The 21,634-nt window shown below is 71.6% G+C and carries 19 protein-coding genes and 1 pseudogene; 13 read left to right on the top strand and 7 right to left on the bottom strand.

The window, feature by feature from the left end:
* Positions 1–64: 64 nt before the first annotated feature.
* Positions 65–409, top strand: coding sequence for a hypothetical protein (locus tag AQJ46_RS11530; protein ID WP_107117245.1), 345 nt, complete (start codon positions 65–67; stop codon positions 407–409).
* Between the two features lie 82 nt (positions 410–491).
* On the top strand, positions 492–1,394 hold the full coding sequence (locus tag AQJ46_RS11525) for an aminoglycoside phosphotransferase family protein (protein ID WP_059205459.1): 903 nt from the start codon (positions 492–494) through the stop codon (positions 1,392–1,394).
* 240 nt (positions 1,395–1,634) lie between these two features.
* Here AQJ46_RS11525 and AQJ46_RS11520 read toward each other — a convergent pair whose 3' ends face one another.
* Together AQJ46_RS11520 and AQJ46_RS11515 are read right to left on the bottom strand one after the other, a co-directional pair.
* Positions 1,635–2,063: a VOC family protein gene (locus tag AQJ46_RS11520; RefSeq protein WP_059205838.1), complete on the bottom strand. Its 429-nt coding sequence runs from the start codon at positions 2,061–2,063 to the stop codon at positions 1,635–1,637.
* A gap of 63 nt (positions 2,064–2,126) precedes the next feature.
* Positions 2,127–2,708: an NADPH-dependent FMN reductase gene (locus AQJ46_RS11515; RefSeq protein WP_059205458.1), complete on the bottom strand. Its 582-nt coding sequence runs from the start codon at positions 2,706–2,708 to the stop codon at positions 2,127–2,129.
* Positions 2,709–2,983: 275 nt separating this feature from the next.
* Between AQJ46_RS11515 and AQJ46_RS11510 the strand changes: the two genes are divergently transcribed.
* Together AQJ46_RS11510 and AQJ46_RS11505 are read left to right on the top strand one after the other, a co-directional pair.
* Entirely contained in the window at positions 2,984–3,502 is a 519-nt protein-coding gene (locus AQJ46_RS11510; RefSeq protein WP_059205457.1) for a hypothetical protein, read from the top strand.
* 111 nt (positions 3,503–3,613) lie between these two features.
* Positions 3,614–4,246, top strand: a complete 633-nt coding sequence (locus AQJ46_RS11505; protein WP_059205456.1) for a class F sortase — start codon at positions 3,614–3,616, stop codon at positions 4,244–4,246.
* Here AQJ46_RS11505 and cpt read toward each other — a convergent pair.
* Positions 4,230–4,775, bottom strand: a complete 546-nt coding sequence (cpt, locus tag AQJ46_RS11500; protein ID WP_059205455.1) for a chloramphenicol phosphotransferase CPT — start codon at positions 4,773–4,775, stop codon at positions 4,230–4,232. The genes AQJ46_RS11505 and cpt overlap by 17 nt on opposite strands.
* Positions 4,776–5,150: 375 nt before the next feature.
* Here cpt and AQJ46_RS11495 point away from each other — a divergent pair, with 375 nt between their 5' ends.
* From AQJ46_RS11495 to AQJ46_RS11470, 6 genes are all read left to right on the top strand, one after another.
* Positions 5,151–6,365, top strand: coding sequence for an NAD(P)/FAD-dependent oxidoreductase (locus AQJ46_RS11495; protein WP_059205454.1), 1,215 nt, complete (start codon positions 5,151–5,153; stop codon positions 6,363–6,365).
* Position 6,366: 1 nt separating this feature from the next.
* Positions 6,367–8,961 carry a nitrite reductase large subunit NirB gene (gene nirB, locus AQJ46_RS11490; protein ID WP_059205453.1) on the top strand — a complete coding sequence of 865 codons (2,595 nt, stop codon included), beginning with the start codon at positions 6,367–6,369 and terminating at the stop codon, positions 8,959–8,961.
* Positions 8,958–9,308: a nitrite reductase small subunit NirD gene (gene nirD, locus AQJ46_RS11485; protein WP_057615701.1), complete on the top strand. Its 351-nt coding sequence runs from the start codon at positions 8,958–8,960 to the stop codon at positions 9,306–9,308. Before nirB ends, nirD begins: the two co-directional genes overlap by 4 nt.
* 46 nt (positions 9,309–9,354) lie before the next feature.
* Positions 9,355–9,939, top strand: a complete 585-nt coding sequence (locus AQJ46_RS11480) for a TetR/AcrR family transcriptional regulator (protein ID WP_059205452.1) — start codon at positions 9,355–9,357, stop codon at positions 9,937–9,939.
* 89 nt (positions 9,940–10,028) lie between these two features.
* Entirely contained in the window at positions 10,029–10,790 is a 762-nt protein-coding gene (locus tag AQJ46_RS11475) for an SDR family NAD(P)-dependent oxidoreductase (RefSeq protein ID WP_059205451.1), read from the top strand.
* A 71-nt stretch (positions 10,791–10,861) separates the two neighbouring features.
* Positions 10,862–11,512 carry a LysE family translocator gene (locus AQJ46_RS11470; RefSeq protein WP_059205450.1) on the top strand — a complete coding sequence of 217 codons (651 nt, stop codon included), beginning with the start codon at positions 10,862–10,864 and terminating at the stop codon, positions 11,510–11,512.
* A gap of 4 nt (positions 11,513–11,516) precedes the next feature.
* On the opposite strand, the gene AQJ46_RS11465 is transcribed toward AQJ46_RS11470, so the two are convergent.
* From AQJ46_RS11465 to AQJ46_RS11455, 3 genes and pseudogenes are all read right to left on the bottom strand, one after another.
* A complete protein-coding gene (locus AQJ46_RS11465; RefSeq protein ID WP_059205449.1) occupies positions 11,517–12,443 on the bottom strand; it encodes an oxidoreductase in 927 nt (308 codons plus the stop codon).
* 716 nt (positions 12,444–13,159) lie between these two features.
* A pseudogene (locus AQJ46_RS11460) lies at positions 13,160–14,782 on the bottom strand (SulP family inorganic anion transporter); the annotation flags it as partial.
* Positions 14,779–15,384 carry a carbonic anhydrase gene (locus AQJ46_RS11455; protein WP_059205448.1) on the bottom strand — a complete coding sequence of 202 codons (606 nt, stop codon included), beginning with the start codon at positions 15,382–15,384 and terminating at the stop codon, positions 14,779–14,781. The pseudogene AQJ46_RS11460 and the gene AQJ46_RS11455, both read right to left, overlap by 4 nt.
* 195 nt (positions 15,385–15,579) lie before the next feature.
* On the opposite strand from AQJ46_RS11455, the gene AQJ46_RS11450 reads away from it, so the two are divergent.
* From AQJ46_RS11450 to AQJ46_RS11440, 3 genes are all read left to right on the top strand, one after another.
* On the top strand, positions 15,580–16,284 hold the full coding sequence (locus tag AQJ46_RS11450; RefSeq protein WP_059205447.1) for a response regulator transcription factor: 705 nt from the start codon (positions 15,580–15,582) through the stop codon (positions 16,282–16,284).
* On the top strand, positions 16,281–17,786 hold the full coding sequence (locus tag AQJ46_RS11445; RefSeq protein WP_059205446.1) for a sensor histidine kinase: 1,506 nt from the start codon (positions 16,281–16,283) through the stop codon (positions 17,784–17,786). The genes AQJ46_RS11450 and AQJ46_RS11445 overlap by 4 nt, the downstream gene beginning before the upstream one ends.
* Positions 17,787–17,913: 127 nt before the next feature.
* Positions 17,914–18,381, top strand: a complete 468-nt coding sequence (locus AQJ46_RS11440) for an excalibur calcium-binding domain-containing protein (protein WP_059205445.1) — start codon at positions 17,914–17,916, stop codon at positions 18,379–18,381.
* Positions 18,382–18,541: 160 nt separating this feature from the next.
* Here AQJ46_RS11440 and ppdK read toward each other — a convergent pair whose 3' ends face one another.
* Positions 18,542–21,262 carry a pyruvate, phosphate dikinase gene (ppdK, locus tag AQJ46_RS11435; RefSeq protein WP_059205444.1) on the bottom strand — a complete coding sequence of 907 codons (2,721 nt, stop codon included), beginning with the start codon at positions 21,260–21,262 and terminating at the stop codon, positions 18,542–18,544.
* Between the last annotated feature and the right edge of the window lie 372 nt (positions 21,263–21,634).

Raw genomic sequence — 21,634 nt, 5'->3', positions numbered from 1 at the left:
TCTTGCTTGTGACACGGCCGCCCGGGGATCCTGGGCGGCCGTACGCATGGGCGGAGGAGGACGGTTGAGCGAGGACGACCCGCACATCCATGTCGAGGTGAAGGTGGTCCGTGGCGAGGCCGCCGTCCGCAACATGCTCGCGGCCACCTTCGGCCTGGCCGGGGACCTGCCGAGCGTCGTCGCCACCGGGTGCGGGCTGCGGGTGCCGTACGCCATGACCTCGCCGCGACCGGACCACGTGACCTGCCTGCCCTGCCGGGATCACGCCCGCTCGGAGCATCTGCGCTTCGCCGACGAGATCGAGCGTCTCGGCCGGCTGCCGGGCTCGTCCGTCACCCCCGCCGAGGCCCGGCAGGTCGCGGCACGGCATCGCGCGCTCGCGGAGAGGTTCTCCGGCCGGGAGGGCTGACGAAAAGCGATGGCATGGGGCTCGGGCACGCGGTTACGCTCCACCGCCGATGCGCACCTACCCCCCCTTCTCTTGGAGCCGCATGTCCGCCGCCACCACGAAGATGCACGCCGACGAGCTCGACATCGACGCGGCGCTGGTCGAGGGGCTGATCGCGGATCAGTTTCCGGAGTGGGACGGACTTTCCGTGAGCCGGGTCGAGTCCTCCGGGACCGACAACGCGATGTACCGGCTCGGGGACGACTTGGTCGTACGGCTGCCCCGGTTGCCCGGTGGGGCGGGGCAGATCTCCTTGGAACACCGGTGGTTGCCCGGTCTGGCACCGCAGCTGCCGCTGGCCGTGCCGGAGCCGTTGGCGCTGGGGGAGCCGGCGCGGGGGTACGGGCTGCCGTGGGGCGTGTACCGGTGGCTGGCCGGGGCCAACGCCTACGACTCACCGATCCGCGAACGCACGGAGGCCGCCGTCGAGTTGGGGCGGTTCCTCGTCGCGCTACGAGAGGTCGACGCCACCGGTGCGCCGACGTCCGTCCGTGGTGGGCACCTCCACGGGCGTGACGACTACGCCCGGCTCGCGATCCGTGACCTCGACACCGACGGAGTCCTAGACGCCGACCGCGCGACCCGGCTCTGGGACGAGACGCTCCAACTGCCCCGGTGGGAAGGGGAACCCGTCTGGCTCCACGCCGATCTCCTGCCCGGCAACCTGCTCACCGAGAACGGCCGACTCACCGCGGTCATCGACTTCGGCTGCCTCGGGAGCGGGGACCCGGCGGCGGACATGCTGCCGGCGTGGACGCTGTTCGACGGCGAGAGCCGCGAGGTGTTCCGCGCGGCGGCCGCCGTCGACGACGCCACCTGGGAGCGGGGGCGCGGCTGGGCCCTGCGCTTCGGGGTGGGCGCAGCGCACTACTACCGGGGCGGAAAGAACCCCGTGCTCGCCGCCGTGGGCATGCGAGCCCTGCAAGAAGCGATCGCCGCGCCCTAGGCCAGGACTGGGCCCGGTCCGGCAGACCGGACCGGACCGACGCCGCGGAGGCGGGGGGCGCGGAGGGGCCCTGCGCTTCGGGGCGGGAAGAACCCCACGCTCGCGGCAGTGGGCATGCGGGTCGTGGAGGAAGCGCTCGTCGCGGTCCAGGCCCCTGTCCCGCGGACCAGGCCGACGGCTTCGAGACAGGGGCTGCACGCACTCCCCGGGTGACCGGCGGCGACGCAATCGGAGCGGGCCCTAGCCGAAGTCCGGAAGGGTGAGGGTGCCGTCCTCCGCCAGAGGGAAGCCGGGGTTGTACGCCAGCTCCCAGGCGTGGCCGTCCGGGTCCGTGAAGGCGCTGGAGTAGAAGCCGATCTCGTTCACCGCGGCGGGTTTGGTGATGGTGCCGCCCGCCTCCGCCACCTTCGCGAGGAGGGCGTCGACCTCCGCCTCCGAACGGACGTTGTGGGCGAGGGCGATGCCGCCGAAGCCGTACGCCGGGCCCGGTTCGAGGCCGCAGTCCGCCGCCAGTTTCTCCCGGCTCCACAGGACCAGGCCCAGCCCCCCGGCCTGGAAGAAGACGGTCTCCGCGACCTCCTGGCCCCGCCAGCCCAAAGCCTCGTAGAAGGCCTTGGAGCGGGCCAGGTCCGAGACGCCCAGCGTGATCAGGGTGATGCGCTGTTCCATGCCCATCGCCTCACCGTAGCGCCGACACGAGAGCCCGGCGCGACATCCCCGACCGCCGGCCGTTCACCCTCCGTACGGCATGGCGGCCCTCCCCTCCCTCAGCACCCGCCCCCACCACACCAGCTGGTCCAGCATCGTCTTCGCCGCGGCGTCCGGGCCCGACGGATCCTTCGGGCGGCCGTCGGCGAAGGAACCCCCGGCGTTGTGGAAGCTCACCGTGTCCCTGACCGTCACCGCGTGGAGTTCGGCGAAGACCTGGCGGAGGTGTTCCACCGCTCGCAGGCCGCCCGAGATGCCGCCGTACGAGACGAGGGCCACCGGCTTGGCCTGCCACTCCGTGAAGTGCCAGTCGATCAGGTTCTTCAGGCCGGCCGGGTACGAGTGGTTGTACTCGGGGGTGAGGACCACGAAGGCGTCCGCCGACGCGAGTTTCGGGGTCACCGCGGCGAGGGCGGCGGTCGCCTCGGGGCTCGGCGCCATGGTCATGGGCAAGTCGGTCGCGGCCACGTCCACGATGTCGGGGACCAGGTCGTCGCGGTCCCGGAGGCGGTCGAGGAGCCAGTCGGCGACGACAGGGCCGAAGCGGCCGTGGCGGTTGCTGCCGATGACCAGGGCGACGCGGAGAGGAGCGGTGTCTGTCTGCATGAGGGACAGCCTGATACCTCGACCAAAGTTGAGGTCAAGCACGGATCAGGGGCGACGGGTCACCCGTTCACACGCGCGCCCCGCACTCTTCGGGTTCTCTTCGGCGACCCGCCCGCCGTACGGCGATGACCTGCTGAAACTCCGGCCGAACCGGCCCGGGGCGCAGTGACCTGACACCCATTCACCACATTTCTGACGAACTCTCAGGAAGCGGGCTCGGCCCACTGCCACTTACCTCGAAGGCAGGGATCCCCTCGAGAGCTCGAAGGAGCATCATGCGCCCCACCGCCCGGCTGCTGACCGGCAGCGCGCTCGTCGTCGCCGCGGGTCTCGTCTGTGCGCCCGCGTACGCGGGGGACTCGGACGGTCTCGAGATCTTCCCGTCGTCCGCGGTGCCGGGCGGTCAGGTCACGGTGAACACGGCCGCGTGCGGGGACGGCGGTACCGCGCAGGGGGACGCCAGCGCGGTGGGCGCGGACTCGTTCACGCTGGCGCCCAGCACGCACGAGGGTGACGCGATCGGACAGTTCCGGGTGCCGTCGAGCGCGCAGCCGGGGACGTACGAGATCGCCGCGACCTGCGCGGAGGGCGGCCGCCGGGTGACCGGTGACCTGGTGGTCACGCTGACCTCGCAGCGTCAGCCGGTGCATCCCAGAGGAAGTGTGAAGACGGGGGTCGGTGGCGCTCTGGGCCCCGATCCCGTGCAGACCGCGGCCGGTGTGGCGGCTCTCGCCGTCGCCGCCGCGGGCGGTACCTGGCTCCTGCATCGCCGGGCGAGAGGCGACGGGATCTGACGGACACCCTCCGCTGTCCGTCCGCCGGTACCGCATGTCCCCTCCCCCTCCGGGTCCGACGCCCCTCGCGGCCCGGAGGGGGACGGGCAGGCCGTCGAGGAGGAGGTTCCCGTGCGCAAGCGCAGCTTCGGCAACACCGTCATAGCGGGCGTCACCGTGGTGGCCCTGTGCACCGGCGCGTGGCTGCTGCGCAGCGGCGCCGAGACGCATGCCCCGCCGCAGCCGTCCGCGGCCCAGGCGCACTCCCGCACAGGGGGCACCGGCGGCCGAGCCGGGGTGCCCGCGCTGCCGCCGTCCCCGCCGGACCGTGTGCGCATCCCCGCGATCGGCGTGGACGCGCCGCTGATGGGCCTCGCCCTCACCCGGAGCGGCAGCCTCGACGTCCCGCCGGCCGGCCGGAAGAACCTCGCCGGCTGGTACGAGGCCGGCACCACCCCGGGCGAGACGGGCACCGCGATCGTCGCCGGGCATGTCGACAACGCCGAGGGACCCGCCGTCTTCTACGACCTCGGCGCCCTCCGGAAGGACAGCGCGATCGAGGTGGACCGGCGCGACGGAAGCGTCGCGGTGTTCACGGTGGACGCGGTCGAGGTGTACGGCGCGAAGGACTTCCCCGACGAGAAGGTGTACGGGGCCGCGAGCAGGCCCGAGCTGCGGGTGATCACCTGCGGCGGGGGCTACTCGCGCTCGACCGGTTACCGGGGGAACGTGGTGGTGTTCGCGCACCTCACGGGGAACCGCTGACGACCGCCTCGGCGATGGCGCGCGCGCAGTCCAGGGCCTCGGTGTGGGTGGTGTCGACCTCGATGTCGTAGACCACGCCCTGGTGGACGAGTTCCGCCTGCTTCTCGGCCATCCCCCGCGAGCGGTCGCCCCGGACGATCTCCCGCCCCGCGGCCACCTCCGCTTCGCACCGGACGCCGACCCACAGCACGTCCAGTCCGTCCAGCGACTTCCGCCACCGTTCCTGCGAGTGCGCGCCGCCCAGGAACACGTCGTCGACGATCACCCGGGCGCCCGCCCAGGCCGTCGCGGCGACCCCGGCCCGCCAGGCCGCCTCCAGACGCGTGAACTCCTCGCCCACGCTCACTCCGCCGTCCGCCGCGAACTCGATGCCCGTGCCGGAGGACTGGAGCGAGGCGGGCATCGACTCGACGAACCCGTCGATCCCGAAGGCCAGCCACGGATCCGGCAGGACCGCCTGCAGACAGCGCACGATCCCGGACTTGCCCGAGCTGGAACCCCCATTGAGCACGATCACCTGAGTCGTCACGGCGTCACGGTAGCGTCAGGCGAGCGATTGTTCGTACGCAATAAATGCCGAGGAAGGCACAGGCGACCGGGGGTCGTGCGCGCACAGGGCCCCCGGGGGACACCCCGGACCGCGTGATCGTTGCGGCGGAACGTGCGTCCCGTCACACCGCGGCGGAACGGGGGCGCTGTCGAGGGGGCTGACGGAGGACGGGTCGTAGACCACGCCGTACGCCCTCACCGGCACCGACGCCCTCCCCGCGGCCCTCCTCACAGTGCGCACCGGCCGTCCGCGCCGAACCCTCACATCCGGTCCGGGCATCTGCTGAGGGCAGCGTTCCTCGCGGGAAACAGATGTGATGCGGTCGGGTAACACCCGCAACGCACGCTCCTGAACATGACCTCGAATACGCGTGTGGTGGTGATCGGCGCCGGGCTCGCGGGCGTCCGGCTCGCCCGGCGGCTCGGAGAGCTCGGCACGCCCGTGACGCTCGTCGGCGAGGAGGAGCACCGCCCGTACAACCGGGTGCTCCTCGCCGAGGTGCTGGCGGGACGGTACACCCCGGACGTCATCGCGCTTCCGGCGCCGGCCGCGCTGACCCGTGCCCGGGTCCTGGGCATCGACCGCGAGGCGCGGACCGTCGAGTGCGCGGACGGTTCGAAGATCGCATACGACCGGCTGGTTCTGGCCACCGGCTCGAACCCGGTACTGCCGCCGCTGCGCGGTCTGTTCACCCCCGACCACGAGCTGCCGGAGGGCGTCCACGCCTTCCGCACCATGGACGACTGCCTGGGTCTGTCCAAGGCGGTCCGGCCCGGAGTGAAGGCGGTCGTGATCGGCGGCGGCCTCCTCGGTGTCTCGGCCGCCCGCGCGCTCGCCCAGCGTGGCGCCCAGGTCATGCTGGCCCAGCAGTCCGAGCGGCTGATGGAGCGCCAGCTCGACCCGAGCGCGTCCAAGCTCGTCCGGCGCCACCTCGCAGACCTCGGCGTCGAGGTCCACACCGATCTGCGCGTCCGTGACGTGCGCTGCGTCGGCGGCGCGGTCCGCTCGGTCGAGATGGCCGACGGATACGCCCTCGACGCCGAGATCGTGGTCCTGGCCTGCGGGGTCCACCCCCGTGTCGGTCTCGCGCAGACCGCGGGCCTTCAGGTCCGCAAGGGAGTCGTCGTCGACGACGAACTGCGCACGTCCGACCCGTACATCCACGCCATCGGCGACTGCGCCCAGCACGACGGCAATGTCTACGGCCTCGCCACCCCGGCCCTCGAACAGGCCGATGTGCTCGCCGAGTTGCTGGCCGGTCGGGGGAACGCCCGCTACACCGGCACTCGTTCGCTGACCCGGCTCACGCTGCCCGGGCAGACCGCCTTCGACCTGGCGGCGTTCGGCGAGACCGAGGCGCTCCCGGGCGACGACGTCGTCCAGCTCGCGGACGCCACCCGCGGCACCTATCGCAAGGTCGTCGTCCGCGACGACCGCCTGGTCGGCGGGGTTCTCGTCGGCGAACTCGGCACCGTCGGCGCGCTCGCCCGCGCCTGGGAGGGAGCAGAGCCGCTCCCCTCCGACGGCGGCCCGCTGCTCCACCTGCTCACCAACGATGGAGGCTCCTGAGATGACCGCCACCCCGGGGCCCACCCCCACGATCGTGCTCGTCGGCCACGGCATGGTCGGCCAGCGCTTCCTCGAAGCACTCGCCGAGCGCGGCATGACCGCCACCCACCGCGTGGTCGTGCTGTGCGAGGAGCCGCGTCCCGCGTACGACCGCGTCGCGCTCACCTCGTACTTCTCGGGCAAGACGCCCGAGGACCTCTCCATGACGGACATGGAGTTCATCGAGACGCACGGCATCGAGCTGTACGTCGGCGACCCGGCCGTCGCTGTCGACCGCGAGGCGAAGAAGGTCACCGCGAAGTCCGGGCAGGTCTTCGAGTACGAGACCCTCGTCCTCGCCACCGGCTCCTACCCGTTCGTGCCGCCGGTCCCCAACAAGGACGCCCAGGGCTGTTTCGTCTACCGCACCATCGAGGACCTCCTCGCCATCGAGGAGTACGCGAAGACCCGCACCACCGGTGCCGTGGTCGGCGGCGGTCTGCTCGGACTGGAGGCGGCCGGCGCGCTGAAGGGTCTCGGACTGACCTCCCACATCGTGGAGTTCGCGCCGCGGCTGATGCCGGTGCAGGTCGACGAGGGCGGTGGCGCGGCGCTGCTGCGCACCATCGAGGAGATGGGCCTGAGCGTCCACACCGGGGTGGGCACGCAGGAGATCGTGGTCGACGCCGAGGGTGCCGTCACCGGCATGAAGCTCTCCGACGGCAGCGAACTCGCCACCGACCTGGTGGTGTTCAGCGCCGGTGTCCGCCCCCGCGACCAGCTGGCCCGCGACTGCGGTCTGACGGTCGGCGAACGCGGCGGCATCACCGTCGACGAGCAGTGCCGTACGGTCTCCGACCCGCATGTCTTCGCGATCGGCGAGTGCGCGCTGGCCTGCGACGGCCGGGTGTACGGCCTGGTGGCCCCCGGTTACGAGCAGGCCGAGACGGCCGCGGCGACCATCGCCTCCGACGAGGCCGCCTTCCTCGGCGCCGACCTGTCCACCAAGCTGAAGCTGCTCGGCGTGGACGTCGCCTCTTTCGGTGACGCGCACGGCGCGACCGCGGACTGCCTCGACGTCGTCTACTCCGACTCGCGTGCGGGCCTGTACAAGAAGCTGGTCATCGGCCGCGACGGCACGCTGCTCGGCGGCATCCTGGTCGGCGACGCGGAGGCGTACGGCACGCTGAAGGCGTTCACCGGTTCGGTCCCGCCGGTCAAGCCCGAGTCGCTGGTGCTGCCCGCCGGTGCCGGGGAGTCCGTCCAGCTCGGCCCGACCGCGCTGCCGGACGACGCGATCATCTGCTCCTGCAACAACGTCCGCAAGGGCACGATCCGCGCCGCGGTCACCGACCACCAGTGCACGACCGTGCCCGAGGTGAAGAAGTGCACCAAGGCCGGTACGACCTGCGGCAGTTGCGTCAAGGTGCTCGGCCAGCTCGTCACCGCCGAGCTGGAGGCGTCCGGCGTCGAGGTCGACAAGGGCCTGTGCGGCTGCTTCTCGCAGACCCGCGAGGAGCTCTACGAGATCGTCCTCGCCCTGCGCATCAACACCTACCAGGACCTGCTGGACCGCTACGGCCGCGACGACGCCAAGGGCGGCGACGGCTGCGAGGTCTGCAAGCCGGCGGTCGGCTCGATCATCGCCTCCCTCGCCCCGACCATCGGCGCGAGCGGCTATGTCCTGGACGGCGAGCAGGCGTCGCTGCAGGACTCCAACGACCACTTCCTCGCCAACATCCAGAAGAACGGCTCCTACTCGGTCGTCCCGCGCATCCCCGGCGGTGAGATCACCCCGGAGGGCCTCATCGTGATCGGCGAGATCGCCCGCGACTTCGGTCTCTACACGAAGATCACCGGTGGTCAGCGGATCGACATGTTCGGCGCCCGCGTCGAACAACTCCCGCTGATCTGGACCCGGTTGGTGGACGCCGGCTTCGAGTCCGGCCACGCCTACGGCAAGTCCCTGCGCACGGTGAAGTCCTGCGTCGGCCAGACCTGGTGCCGCTACGGCGTCCAGGACTCGGTCCGCATGGCGATCGACCTGGAGCTGCGCTACCGGGGCCTGAGGTCGCCGCACAAGCTCAAGTCGGCGGTCTCCGGCTGCGCCCGCGAGTGCGCCGAGGCCCAGTCGAAGGACTTCGGCGTCATCGCCACCTCCAACGGCTGGAACCTCTACGTCGGCGGCAACGGCGGCGCGACCCCCCGCCACGCGGACCTGCTGGCCCAGGACCTCTCGGACGCCGAACTGATCAAGCTGATCGACCGGTTCCTGATGTTCTACATCCGCACCGCGGACCGTCTGGAGCGCACCTCGACCTGGCTGGAGCGCATCCCGGGCGGCCTGGACCACGTCCGTGACGTGGTCGTGGAGGACTCCCTCGGCATCTGCGAGGAGCTGGAGTCCCTGATGACGGCCCACGTGGCGCACTACGCCGACGAGTGGGCGACCACCATCAACGACCCCGAGAAGCTCGCCCGGTTCGTGTCCTTCGTGAACGCCCCCGACACCCCCGACCCGGTCGTCGGCTTCGTCCCCGAGCGCGACCAGATCAAGCCCGACCTGCCGCTGCTGACCATCGGCCACCGCCCCCTGGAAGGAAGCGCCCAGCGATGACCCTGGCACCCGAGACCACCGACCTGAAGGTCGAACTCCAGCTGAACGACGACTGGTTCGCGGTCTGCGAGCTGGCCCGGCTGCTCCCCGGCCGGGGCGTGGCGGCCCTGCTGCCCGACGGCCGTCAGGCCGCCCTGTTCCGCGACCGCGCCGGCAACCTGTACGCCGTCGACAACCGCGACCCCTTCGGCGGCGCGGCGGTCCTCTCCCGCGGCCTGACCGGCACCCACCAGGGACGGCCGTTCGTGGCCTCACCGCTGCTGAAGCAGCGCTTCGACCTGGAGACCGGGCAGTGCCTGGACGACGAGTCGGTGCGGATCACGACGTACGCGGTGCGGGCGGCGTAGAAACCTTTCTTGACCGACCGTTCTCGATAAGCCTAGGCTGCGACACGTGGCCAGGACCAAGGAGTTCGATCCCGAGGCCGCGCTGCAGGCAGCTCTGGAGCTGTTCTGGCGGCGCGGCTACGAGGCGACGTCGATGTCCGACCTCGTGGAGCACCTCGGTATCGGGCGGGCCAGCATCTACGCCACCTTCGGCAGCAAGCACGAGCTGTACCTGAGGGCACTGGACCGCTACGACCGGGCAGGACTCCCGCCGATCGTGCGGGAGCTGTCCCAGCCGGGGCCCGCGCTGCCGGCCGTGCGGACGGTCGTACGGCGGTACGCCACGGAGGCCGCCGACGAGCAACTGCGCCAAAACGGCTGCATGGTCACCAACGCGGCGGCCGAACTGGCCCCGCACGACCCGGCGGCCGCGCGCCACGTCGAGCGCAATTGGGACCAGCTGGAGACCGTGCTGCACTCGGCGCTGGTCCGCGCGCAGGCGCAGGGCGAACTGCCGGCGGACCGCGACCCGTTGACCCTCGCCAGGATGCTGCTGGTGCTGCTCCAGGGGCTGCGTGTCGTCGGCAAGGCGTCGGCGGACCCGGCACGGGTGCGGGACGCGGCGGAACAGGCATTGGCGCTGCTCGACTGAACCCTTTCAGGGCGGGCGGCGCCCCTTTTTTTTGCCGCCATACTGAACCGATCGGTCAAGAATAAGTCGGTCAAGAATCAGGGGAGATCATGACGCGCTTCATCGGCAGGACCGCTCTCGTCACCGGCGCGGGCTCGGGAATCGGCCGGGCCATCGCCCTGGCGTTCGCCGCGGAGGGTGCGCAGGTGGTCGTCGCCGGACGCGGGCGGGAGCCGCTGACGGAAACGGTCCGGCTGATCGAGGAGGCGGGCGGCAAGGCACTCATGGTGACGGGGGACGTCGCGCGGGACGCCGAGATGCAGGCCGTCGTGGACGTCGCGGTGGACCGCTTCGGCTCGCTCGACGTGGCCGTCAACAACGCGGGGGTGTTCCGGGGCGGGCAGCCCCTGGCCGAACTGTCGTCGGCGGACTGGCAGGAACAGCTCGACATCAACCTCACCGGGATGTTCCTGGCGCTCCGGGCCGAGATCCGCCAGATGCGCTCGCAGCCCTCCGGCGGCGCGATCGTGAACATCGCCTCCACCTTCGGCGCCCACACCCGCGCCCCAGGCGCCGCCGCGTACGCCGCCACGAAGGCGGCCGTCTCCGCCCTCACCCGGGGCGCGGCCCTGGACCACATCCACGACGGTGTCCGCATCAACGCGGTCAGCCCCGGCGCGGTGGACACCCCGATGTCCCTGCGCCCCGGCGAGACGGAGGCGGACCGCGCCGAGCGTGCGAAGGCCGCCCTCCCCCTGGGCCGTGTCTCGACCACGTCCGAGATCGCCGCCGCCGTCCTGTACCTGGCCTCGGACGACGCCTCCTCGGTGGTGGGCACCGACCTGGTGGTGGACAGCGGGGCGACGGCCTGACAGTCCACCGGCGAAGATCGGCCGGAGAAAATCCGCTGGAGGGCGCGGGTCCCCCGTGCTTGCATGGCGCCATGGTGCCCACCGACCGTCTCCTCGCCTTCGCGGCCATGTCGTTCCTGCTGATCGTGGTCCCCGGACCCAGCGTGCTGTTCGTGATCGGCCGGGCACTCGCTCAGGGCCGGCGTGCCGCCCTGACCACGGTGGCGGGGAACACGGTCGGCGCCTATGTGCTGGTGCTGGCCGTCGCGTTCGGGGTCGGTTCGATCGTGGAGCGCTCGGTCCTGGTCTTCACCACGCTCAAGCTCGCCGGAGCCGCCTACCTCGTGTACCTGGGCGTCAAGGCGTGGCGCGGGCGCGGGTCGCTGCGCGCGGCGTTCGCCGAGGACGTGACGGCTGCGGCGGCGGGGCACGGCGGTCTGCGGACGTTCTGGGAGGGGTTCGCGGTCGGCGTGACCAACCCCAAGACCATCGTGTTCTTCGCCGCCGTACTGCCGCAGTTCGTGGACCGCGGTCAGGGCCATGTGGCCGCGCAGATGCTGCTGCTCGGGCTGGTGTTCAACGTCATCGCGCTGGTCTCCGACGCCGTGTGGGGGCTGGTCGCGGCGACCGCGCGGGGCTGGTTCGCCCGCTCGCCGCGCCGCCTCTCCCTGGTGGGCGGGGTCGGCGGACTGACCATGATCGGACTGGGTGTGACGGTGGCGGTGACCGGCCGGAAGGACTGAGAGCTCAGACCTTCAGAGCGTCGTACGTCACCCCCGTGAGCTCCTCCGAGGCGGTCCAAAGGCGTGGGGACGCCCGGTCGTCGCGGGTCCAGGGGGCCCGCCAGGAGGGGGCCGGGGAACCGCGCCAGCCCCCGAGCGAGGGGCCGGTGAAGGAGTCGGGGGGTACGTCGGGGGCGGTGGCGGCGTAGAGGGTGGGCAGGGCCCCGGCGTCGGCGGACTGGGCGAAGAAACGGTTGCCGACCCGCATGAAGCGTTCCGCGGCCCTGCGGCCTGCCATCTTCGGGCCCGCCGTCTGGAGGTTGGTGGCCGCGTACCCGGGGTGCGCCGCCGCCGCGACCACGTCCGAGCCGTGGGCCGCCAGCCTGCGGGCCAGTTCGTGGACGAAGAGAAGGTTGGCGGTCTTGGAGCGGGCGTAGGCGACCCAACGGCGGTAGCGACGCTCGCTGTTGAGGTCGTCGATGTCGATGTTGGCCAGCGCGTGCGCCGTGCTGGAGACGGTCACGACGCGTGCCGCGGGTGTCTCGAGAAGCGTGGGCAGCAGCAGGCCGGTCAGCGCGAAGTGGCCCAGGTGGTTCGTGCCGAACTGCGTCTCGAAGCCGTCCGCCGTCGTGCCGTACGGCAGTGCCATCACGCCCGCGTTGTTGATCAGCAGGTCGAGGCGGTCGTAGGGGTACGCCGCCGCGAACTGCCGTACGGAGGACAGGTCCCCGAGATCCAGGCGGGCGAACTGCACCTCCGCTTCCGGCACTTCGGCGACCAGCCGCTCCCCGGCCCCGGCACCGCGCGCCTCGCTGCGGCAGGCGAGCAGCACGCGGGCGCCCCTACGGGCCAGCTCCCGCGCGGTGGCGTACCCGATCCCGCTGTTGGCCCCGGTGACGACGGCCACGCGTCCGCTCTGATCGGGGATGGCCTTCACGTTCCAGCCGGACATGACCGGGCTCCCTCCGCAGACGGTGGGCCTCAGCCTACGAGCGGAGGGCGCGGCGCGTAATCGTCCGGCACGGGCCGCGTGTCCAGGTAGAACCATTCGGCCCCGGGGCCCGGCTCACCTGGGAACGCCTCGGCTGCGGAAGCGGCCGGGGTGCGGAAGCCGTCGGGCCGGGTGCCGGGCGCGTCGTCAGCCCCGGCTGCGGAGAAGTCGTGGGCATCGGAGATGTCGGGCCAGGAGGCGACGGGTCCGGCTCCGGCGGCCCCCGTATCGAATGGGCGCCCCTCGCCACCGGCGGCTGTGTCGGAGACCTGGCCGCCGAGGGCCGGCTCGGCGGAGGTCCTGCTCCCGAATGCCCACTCGCCCGGTACCCCGGCACCGACCGACCTCGCCCCGGCGCCCTCCGCCCCGGCACCCGCGGACGTCGTCCAAGCGCCCATCGCCCCAGCACCCCCGGACGCCGCCCGAGCACCCAGCGCCCCGGCACCTCCGGACGCCACCCCGGGACTCGCCGCCCCAGCGCCCACGGACTCCGCCCCCGTGCCCTCCGCCCCAGCCCCCACGGACGTCGACCAGGCACCCGCCGCACCGGCACCCAGTGCACCGGCATCTGCGGACACCGCCCCCGCTCCAGCACCGGCACCGGCACCGGCACCCCTGGACGCCATCCCCGCACCCACCACGTCGGCACCGCCGGACGCCGCCCCGACAGTCCGCGCGTCGGCCGCCGAGGTCGCCGCCGTCGCCGCGACCACCCCCGGCCCCGGCATCAGCAGTTCCACCCGCAGCCCCCTCCCCCGCTGCTGGGCCGTGAACTCCTCCACCTGGCTGCGGCAGGCGTGGTCCAGGTGGGTCACGCCGGTGAGGTCGAGGCGGATGCGCGGCTTGCCGGAGGCGGCCGCGGCCTCCAGGGCCTCGATGACCTTCGGCAGGCGCAGGAAGGTCGCGTTGCCGGCCATGACGATCTTCGCGGTGTCGTCCTCGATGTGCTGCCGGATCACGGTCTGCGACATGCGCAGGGCGGCCAGCACGATGCCCGCCGCGAGCCCCACGAGCACGCCCTCCAGCAGCGCGGTCGCCACGATGACGAGCGTGGTGACGGTCATGACCACGAACTCGCCCCGGTCCTGGCGCCACATCTTCGGGAACTCCTCCGGCGCGAGCAGCTTCCACCCGCTGTGCACCAGGACCCCGGCCAGTACCGAGATCGGGATCAGCGCGAGGACCTGCGGGAGCAGCAGCGCGAAGGCCAGCAGCCACAGACCGTGCAGGGTGCGGGAGAGCCGGGTCTTCGCGCCCGCCTGGACGTTCGCCGAACTGCGTGCGACCACGGCCGTGATCGGAAGCGCGCCGAGGATGCCGGCCACCGTGTTCCCGGCGCCCTGGGCCACGAGTTCGGTGTTGTAGCGGGTGCGCGGACCGCTGTGCATGCGGTCCACGGCCGCCGCCGTAAAGAGGCTCTCCGCCGAGGCGATGACCGTGAAGGTGAGGATCGACGTGATGATGGCCGCGTCGGCGAGACCCGCGAACTGCTCGGCGCCCGGCACCTGGACGGCCGCGAGCAGGTTGCCGACCTGGAGGGTCTTCACCTCGACCCCGGGCAGCGCGGCGACCGCGATCCCGATGCCCACCGCGACCAGCGCGGCCGGGACCTTCCTGACCGGTCCCGGTGCCTTCTTCCACACGAAGCTCAGGACAACGGTGACGATGCCGAGCAGCAGCGCGGTCATCGCCTGCCGGTCGGTCAGGACGTTCGCGAGCAGCCCGGGGATCCCGGCCATGTTCTCGATCGGTGCGCCGGGCGCCTTGTCGTCGGCCATCGGATAGGCCTGGCTGAACATCAGCGGCAGCCCGATCCCGGCGAGCATGCCCTGCACGACGGCGATCGAGATGGCCTGGAACATCCGCCCGAGCCGTACGACACCGAGCACGACCTGGAGGATCCCCGAGCACAGGACGATCACCCCGAGCATGGCCACCCCGTGCTCGGCGACCGTCTCCGCGACCAGCGCGGCGAGCCCCGCGGCGGGTCCGCTGACCTGCAAGGTGCTGCCGCGGACCGCGCCGACCACGAGTCCGCCGATCACCCCGGAGATGATGCCCAGTTCGGCCGGGACCCCGGAGGCGACGGCCACCCCGATGCAGAGCGGCAGGGCGACGAGGAACACGACGAGGGAGGCGGTGATCTCGGTGCCGAGGTCGCCCTTCGGGCCGTTCGAGCCCTTGGGTGCCTGTGGGCTGCTCGGCTCCCGCGAGTCGGCCGGTTGTCCCGAACTCCTCGGTTCCCTACGGCCTTTCGGCGCGGCCCTGTCCCCCCGTCCCCGCGCATGTGCCCCGCTCATCCGGCGTGCACCCGGAAGCGGCCGTCCTCGTCGAGCTCGTGCACCTGGCCGTTGTCGACCTCGTAGTACCAGCCGTGCAACCGCAGCCGGTCGCTGTCGAGCCGCTGCCGCACCACGGGGTAACTCCGCAGCGCGGCGAGCTGGTTGACGACGTTGCGCTGGACGACGTCGGAGAGCTCCAGGTCGTCGGGGGCGCCGGTGAGCACGGGGGCAAGGGACGGGCGGGCCAGGCCCAGCCACGCGTCCACCCCGGGCAGCGCGGTCAGGTCGTCGCCGGAGCGCAGCGCCCCCATCGCCCCGCAGTGTGAGTGACCGCACACGACCACGTCCTGAACCCCGAGCACCTCCAGTGCGTACTCGATGGTGGCGGCCTCACCACCTGCCGCGTGCTGTCCGTACGACGGCACGATATTGCCCGCGTTGCGCAGCTCGAATATCTCACCGGGCCGGGCGCCGGTGATCAGTGCGGGTATGACTCGCGAATCCGAGCAGGTAATGAAGAGTGCCTCCGGGTATTGCCCCTCGGTCAGTTTCCGGTATTCGCCGCTCTCGAAATCGACCCGCCGCCTGAACGAGCGCGCACGGTCCAGCAATGCCTTCAAGGGTGCCTCCTGAGCTGGCAGTTCGACCAGTGCGCATCACCGTAGAGGGACGATGTACAGAGGAAGGTTAAAAGCGGGCCAGAGCGCGGCCAGAAGCAGGACATTCTTTTTCCCGACTCCCGGTACGAGCCTGCTTCTTGTAGCGTGTCGGGCACAGGGCAGAGAATATGAATTCGGGTGGGAGAGATAAGACGTATGGGCCTGCGCGTGCTGCTCATCGAGGACGACGAGACGATCGCCGAACCCCTGGCCGAGGGCCTCGGTCACTTCGGCCTGACGGTCGATCACGTGACCACCGGCAGCGAGGGGCTGAGAGGGCCGCACGGCGATGTCGTACTCCTGGACCTGGGGCTGCCGGACATGGACGGCATCGACGTCTGCCGGGGCATCCGTGAGGTCTCCGACGTCCCGATCGTCATCCTCAGCGCGCGCGGGGAGGAGGCCGACCGGGTCCTGGGCCTGGAACTCGGCGCCGACGACTATCTCGCGAAGCCGTTCAGCGTAAGGGAGTTGGTGGCCCGGGTGCGGGCCGTGACCCGGCGGACGCGGCGCACGCAGGAGGCCGCCGTCCCGCCGCCCACGGCGGCTCCCGCGCCCGAACCCGGTCCGCTCGCCGTGGACCGCCGTACCCGGCAGGTCTGGATCGGCGAGGCCCAAGTACCGCTCACACCCAAGGAGTTCGACCTGCTCGCGCTGCTCACCGAGGACCCGGGCGCGGTCTACTCCCGGCAGCAGATCCTGGACCGGGTCTGGGACCCGTTCTACGAAGGCCCGACGAAGACTCTGGACGTCCATGTCGCCTCGCTGCGAAGGAAGTTGGGGCATCCGGCCTGGATCCAGACGCTGCGCGGGGTCGGCTTCCGGCTGGCGGTGCACACCGGACCGGCCGGGCCGGCATGACGCGCCGGATCCTGCTCAGCTATCTCACTCTGGCCACCCTGGTGCTGCTCTGCCTGGAGATCCCGCTGGGGTTCGTGTACTCACGCGGCGAGCGGGAGCGGGTGGTGGGCGCCGCGCGGGACGAGGCCGAGTCGGTCTCCGCGTACGCGGCGCTGGCACTGGAGACGGGCCGCGCCGAGCGGGACCTGCCCCAGCGGGTGGTCCACTGTGCCGCGCGCATCGGCGGGAAGGTCGTCGTCGTGGACGAGGCGGGCGCGCTGCTGGCCTCCTCGCACCCGCTGTCCGGGAAGGCGTCCGCCGCCCTGGCCTCCCGGCCGGGCATCGTGGCGGCGCTGCGGGGCGCGTCGACGGCGGACGTGCGCACCTCCACGATCGGCGGGGTCGAGTACCTGTCGGTCGCCGCGCCCATGGGCCACGGCGCTCAGGGTGCCGTGTGGCTGACGGTCCCCACCCGGATGGTGCACGAGCGCGTCCATCACGTGTGGCTGCTGCTCGCCCTCGGCGGGCTCGGTGTCCTCACGGCCGTCGTCCTCGTGGGCTTCGGCATCGCGCGCTGGACCGGCCGCCCCATCCGTGAACTGGAGCGGGCCACACACGAGTTGGCGGACGGAGGCCGCGCGACGCCGGTGGCGGTGACCAAGGGCCCGCCCGAAGTCCGCAGTCTGGCCGCCGCGTTCAACCGTACGGCGGCCCGGCTCGCCCATCTTCTCGACGCTCAGCGCGCCTTCGCGGGCGAGGCCTCGCACCAGCTCAAGACGCCGCTGGCCGCGCTGCGGCTGCGCCTGGAGAACCTGGAGCCGAGCGTGTCCGCGCGCGGCCGGGGCAGCCTGACCGCGGCCGTGACGGAGACCGACCGGCTGGCCCGGATGGTGGAGGGGCTGCTCGCGATGGCCCGGCTGGAGGAGCACGCGGCGACGCGGCGCCCGGTGGACGTCGGCGAGGTCTGCGCGGAGCGGCACCGCACCTGGCTGCCTCTCTACGGCCGGCAGGGTGTCTCGCTGGTCCTGTTCGCGGGCAGCGGGGGCCCGGTCCTCGCGCTCCCGGGCGCCGTGGAGCAGATCCTGGACAACCTCCTGTCCAACGCGCTGCGCGCCTCGCCGGCCGGCAGCACGGTGACCGTGGAACTGCGTCCGAACGCCCCGTCCCGCCGCGCCCTCCACCCCGGCTGGGTGGACCTGCACGTCACCGACGAGGGACCCGGCATGACGGCCGACCAGCGCGCCCGCGCCTTCGACCGCTTCTGGCGCGCACCGGGCGCCCCCAAGGGCGGCACCGGTCTGGGCCTCGCCCTGGTCCAGCGGCTGGCGCACGCGAGCGGCGGCGAGGCGAGCCTGCGCGCGGCGGCGACGGGCGGCCTGGACGCGGTGGTCCGCCTGCCGTCGGCACAGGGACCGACGCTGGGGCAGCATCCGGGAAGGCCGGGCGGGCGCCGCAGAGAGGCACCGGCGGTGCGGGCGCCGGCGGGGGACGAGCGGGAGTTCGTCGGGCGGCATCCCGTGTGAGGTGACGGGGCAGTTCCGGACGTAACGCCATCTGACATGTAATGGTCACGGAATGACCACTTCACCTCCACAACCGTGACGACGGCAATACGGTCATCCCCTCACGTAACACCTCCAGGGGGACGACATGGCCAACCCGTACAACAATCAGCCCGCGCCGCCGTGGCCGCCGACGCCCGCTTCCCGGCCCGCCCCCAAGTGGGCCCGGAAGCGGTACGTCCTGCCCGCCCTCGCGCTCGCGCTCTTCCTCGGGGTCGGCATAGGCAGCGGCGACCCGGACAAGACGACGAGCGACGCGAAGCCGGCCGCCGCCAAGCCACGGCCGACAGTGACCGTGACAGCGACGACCACGGCGACGGCTGAACCGGAACCGGCCGCCACGGTGACCGCCACGAAGACGGTCAAGGTCACCAGGACGGTCACGGCACAGGCCGAGGCGGACACCGGCTCCGGGTCCGATCCGGACCCAGACAGCGTCTACTACGCCAACTGCACCGAGGCCCGCGCCGCCGGCGCCGCACCGATCCACCGAGGCGAGCCGGGCTACGCCTCCCACCTGGACCGCGACAACGACGGGGTGGCCTGCGACAGCTGACCCGTCGGCAGCGGGCTCGCGGCCTCGGCCGCAGGCGAAAGGGCGGCACCCCCGCACAGGGTGCCGCCTTTCGTGGTCCGGAGCCGCCGCCCATCGGATGAGGGTCGGGGACGGGCGGCGGATCCGGGGTCTGAGGGGCCGTCAGAGGCCGTCAGAGGCCCTACCGGTGGTCGCTGCCGTTCGCCGTGATCGCCGCGCGACCCGCCTCCAGGCGGGCCACCGGGATGCGGAACGGGGAGCAGGAGACGTAGTCCAGACCCACCTCGTGGAAGAAGTGGACCGACTCCGGGTCGCCGCCGTGCTCGCCGCAGACGCCGAGCTTGAGGTCGGGGCGGGTCTTGCGGCCCGCCTCGGCGGCCAGCTTCACCAGGGAGCCCACGCCGTCCTTGTCGATCGTCTCGAACGGGGAGACGCCGAAGATGCCCTTCTCCAGGTAGGCCGTGAAGAAGCTCGCCTCCACGTCGTCCCGGCTGAAGCCCCACACCGTCTGGGTGAGGTCGTTGGTGCCGAAGGAGAAGAACTCCGCGGCCTCCGCGATCTGACCGGCGGTCAGCGCGGCGCGCGGGAGTTCGATCATCGTGCCGATCGACAGCTTCAGCTCCACACCCGTCGCCGCCTCGACCTCCGCGACGACCTGGTCGGCCTCCTCGCGGACGATCTCCAGCTCCTGGACCGTGCCCACCAGCGGGATCATGATCTCCGCGCGCGGGTCGCCCTTGGCGTTCTTGCGTTCGGCCGCGGCCTCGGCGATCGCGCGGACCTGCATGGTGAACAGACCGGGGATGACCAGGCCGAGGCGCACTCCGCGCAGGCCCAGCATGGGGTTCTGCTCGTGCAGCCGGTGCACGGCCTGGAGCAGCCGCAGTTCGTTCTCGTGCGGCTCCTGACGGGACTCCGCCAACGCCACGCGGACCGACAGTTCGGTGATGTCGGGCAGGAACTCGTGCAGCGGCGGGTCCAGCAGCCGTACCGTCACCGGCAGCCCGTCCATCGCCGAGAACAGCTCCACGAAGTCCTGCTTCTGCAGCGGGAGCAGCGCCTTCAGCGACTCCTCGCGCTCGGCCTCCGTGTCGGCCAGGATCAGCCGCTCGACCAGCTCGCGGCGGTCCCCGAGGAACATGTGCTCGGTACGGCACAGGCCGATGCCCTGGGCGCCGAAGCGACGGGCGCGCATCGCGTCCTCGGCGTTGTCCGCGTTGGCCCGCACCCGCAGGCGCCGCTTGCGGTCCGCGAACGCCATGATCCGGTGCACGGCCTCGACCAGCTCGTCGGCGTCGTTGGCGCCCGCGTGCATCCGGCCCTCGAAGTACTCGACGACCGGCGACGGCACGACCGGCACCTCGCCCAGGTAGACCTTGCCCGACGAGCCGTCGATGGAGATCAGGTCGCCTTCCTCGACGACGTGTCCGCCCGGGACCGTCATCCGGCGGCGCTTGGTGTCGACCTCCAGCTCCTCCGCGCCACAGACACAGGTCTTGCCCATGCCGCGCGCGACCACGGCCGCGTGGGAGGTCTTGCCGCCGCGCGAGGTCAGGATGCCCTCGGCCGCGATCATGCCGTCGAGGTCGTCGGGGTTGGTCTCCCGGCGGACCAGGATGACCTTCTCGCCCGAACGCGACCACTTCACCGCGGTGTACGAGTCGAAGACCGCCTTGCCGACGGCCGCGCCCGGCGAGGCCGCGATGCCCCGGCCGACCTGCGCGACCTTGGTGTTCTCGTCGAAGCGCGGGAACATCAGCTGGGCGAGCTGGGCGCCGGTGACACGCTGGAGCGCCTCCGCCTCGTCGATCAGACCCTGGTCCACCAGCTGGGTCGCGATCCGGAAGGCCGCACCCGCCGTGCGCTTGCCGACCCGGGTCTGGAGCATCCACAGCTGACCGCGCTCGATGGTGAACTCGATGTCGCAGAGGTCCTTGTAGTGGTTCTCCAGCGTCTCCATGATCTGCATCAGCTGGTCGTACGACTTCTTGTCGATCTGCTCCAGCTCCGCGAGCGGGACGGTGTTGCGGATGCCCGCGACGACGTCCTCGCCCTGGGCGTTCTGGAGGTAGTCGCCGTAGACGCCCTGGTGGCCGGAGGCGGGGTCACGGGTGAACGCGACGCCGGTGCCCGAGTCGGGGCCGAGGTTGCCGAAGACCATCGAGCAGACGTTGACCGCGGTGCCCAGGTCGCCGGGGATGCGCTCCTGGCGGCGGTAGAGCTTGGCGCGGTCGGTGTTCCAGGAGTCGAAGACCGCGTGGATGGCGAGGTCCATCTGCTCGCGCGGGTCCTGCGGGAAGTCCCGGCCCGCCTCCTTCTTGACGATCTTCTTGAAGGCGGTGACGAGCTTCTTGAGGTCGGCGGCCTCCAGGTCGGTGTCGACCGTGACCTTCTTGGCCTCCTTGGCCCTCTCGAGGGCCTCCTCGAAGAGGTCGCCGTCGACGCCGAGGACGGTCTTGCCGAACATCTGGATGAGCCGTCGGTAGGAGTCCCAGGCGAAACGGTCGTCGCCGGCCTGCTTGGCGAGCCCCTGGACCGACTTGTCGGAGAGACCGATGTTCAGGACCGTGTCCATCATTCCCGGCATGGAGAACTTCGCGCCGGAGCGGACCGAGACGAGCAGCGGGTCGTCGGCCTGGCCGAGCTTCTTGCCCATGCGCTGCTCCAGCGCGTCGAGGTGCGCACTCACCTCGTCACGCAGTGCCGCGGGCTCCTCGCCGCTGTCCAGGTAGACCTTGCAGGCTTCCGTCGTGATGGTGAAGCCGGGGGGAACGGGGAGTCCCAGGTTGGTCATCTCGGCGAGGTTCGCGCCCTTGCCACCCAGGAGGTCCTTGAGGTCCTTGTTTCCCTCGGTGAAGTCGTAGACGAACTTTGCTACGTGGGGTTCTTTGTTTTCCGACACGGGTCTCGACTCCCTCGAGGACGCGGTGGCTGCCCTGACGGCGAGGAACATACCCAGATCGAAGGCGCCTGGGTACGTCTACTCGGGCGTCATACGCCCGTAACCAGTCGTCCGCCAGCGGATCGAAAGTCAAAGCTTGGCAAGCGACACGCGGCAGATGTTTTCACTTCTTGAACGCGGCGACACCCCCAGACCCTCTTAGCCGCTCATTCGAGCGGCTATTCGCACGCCTGATTTCGATCGATGAACGATCAAGGGGTGGCACTCAGTGCCACCCCTTGGAGAAGTGCAGTCGCCCAAGATCCGCTCATCCGAGCGGCACCCTTCTCAAGGGTGGCGAGAATCACGCTGCCACAGGGTGCCGGATTTCAC

Origin of the sequence: Streptomyces canus, from assembly GCF_001514145.1 — a bacterium.
GTDB lineage: Bacteria > Actinomycetota > Actinomycetes > Streptomycetales > Streptomycetaceae > Streptomyces > Streptomyces canus.
This window is presented reverse-complemented; position numbering and strand designations above follow the sequence as displayed.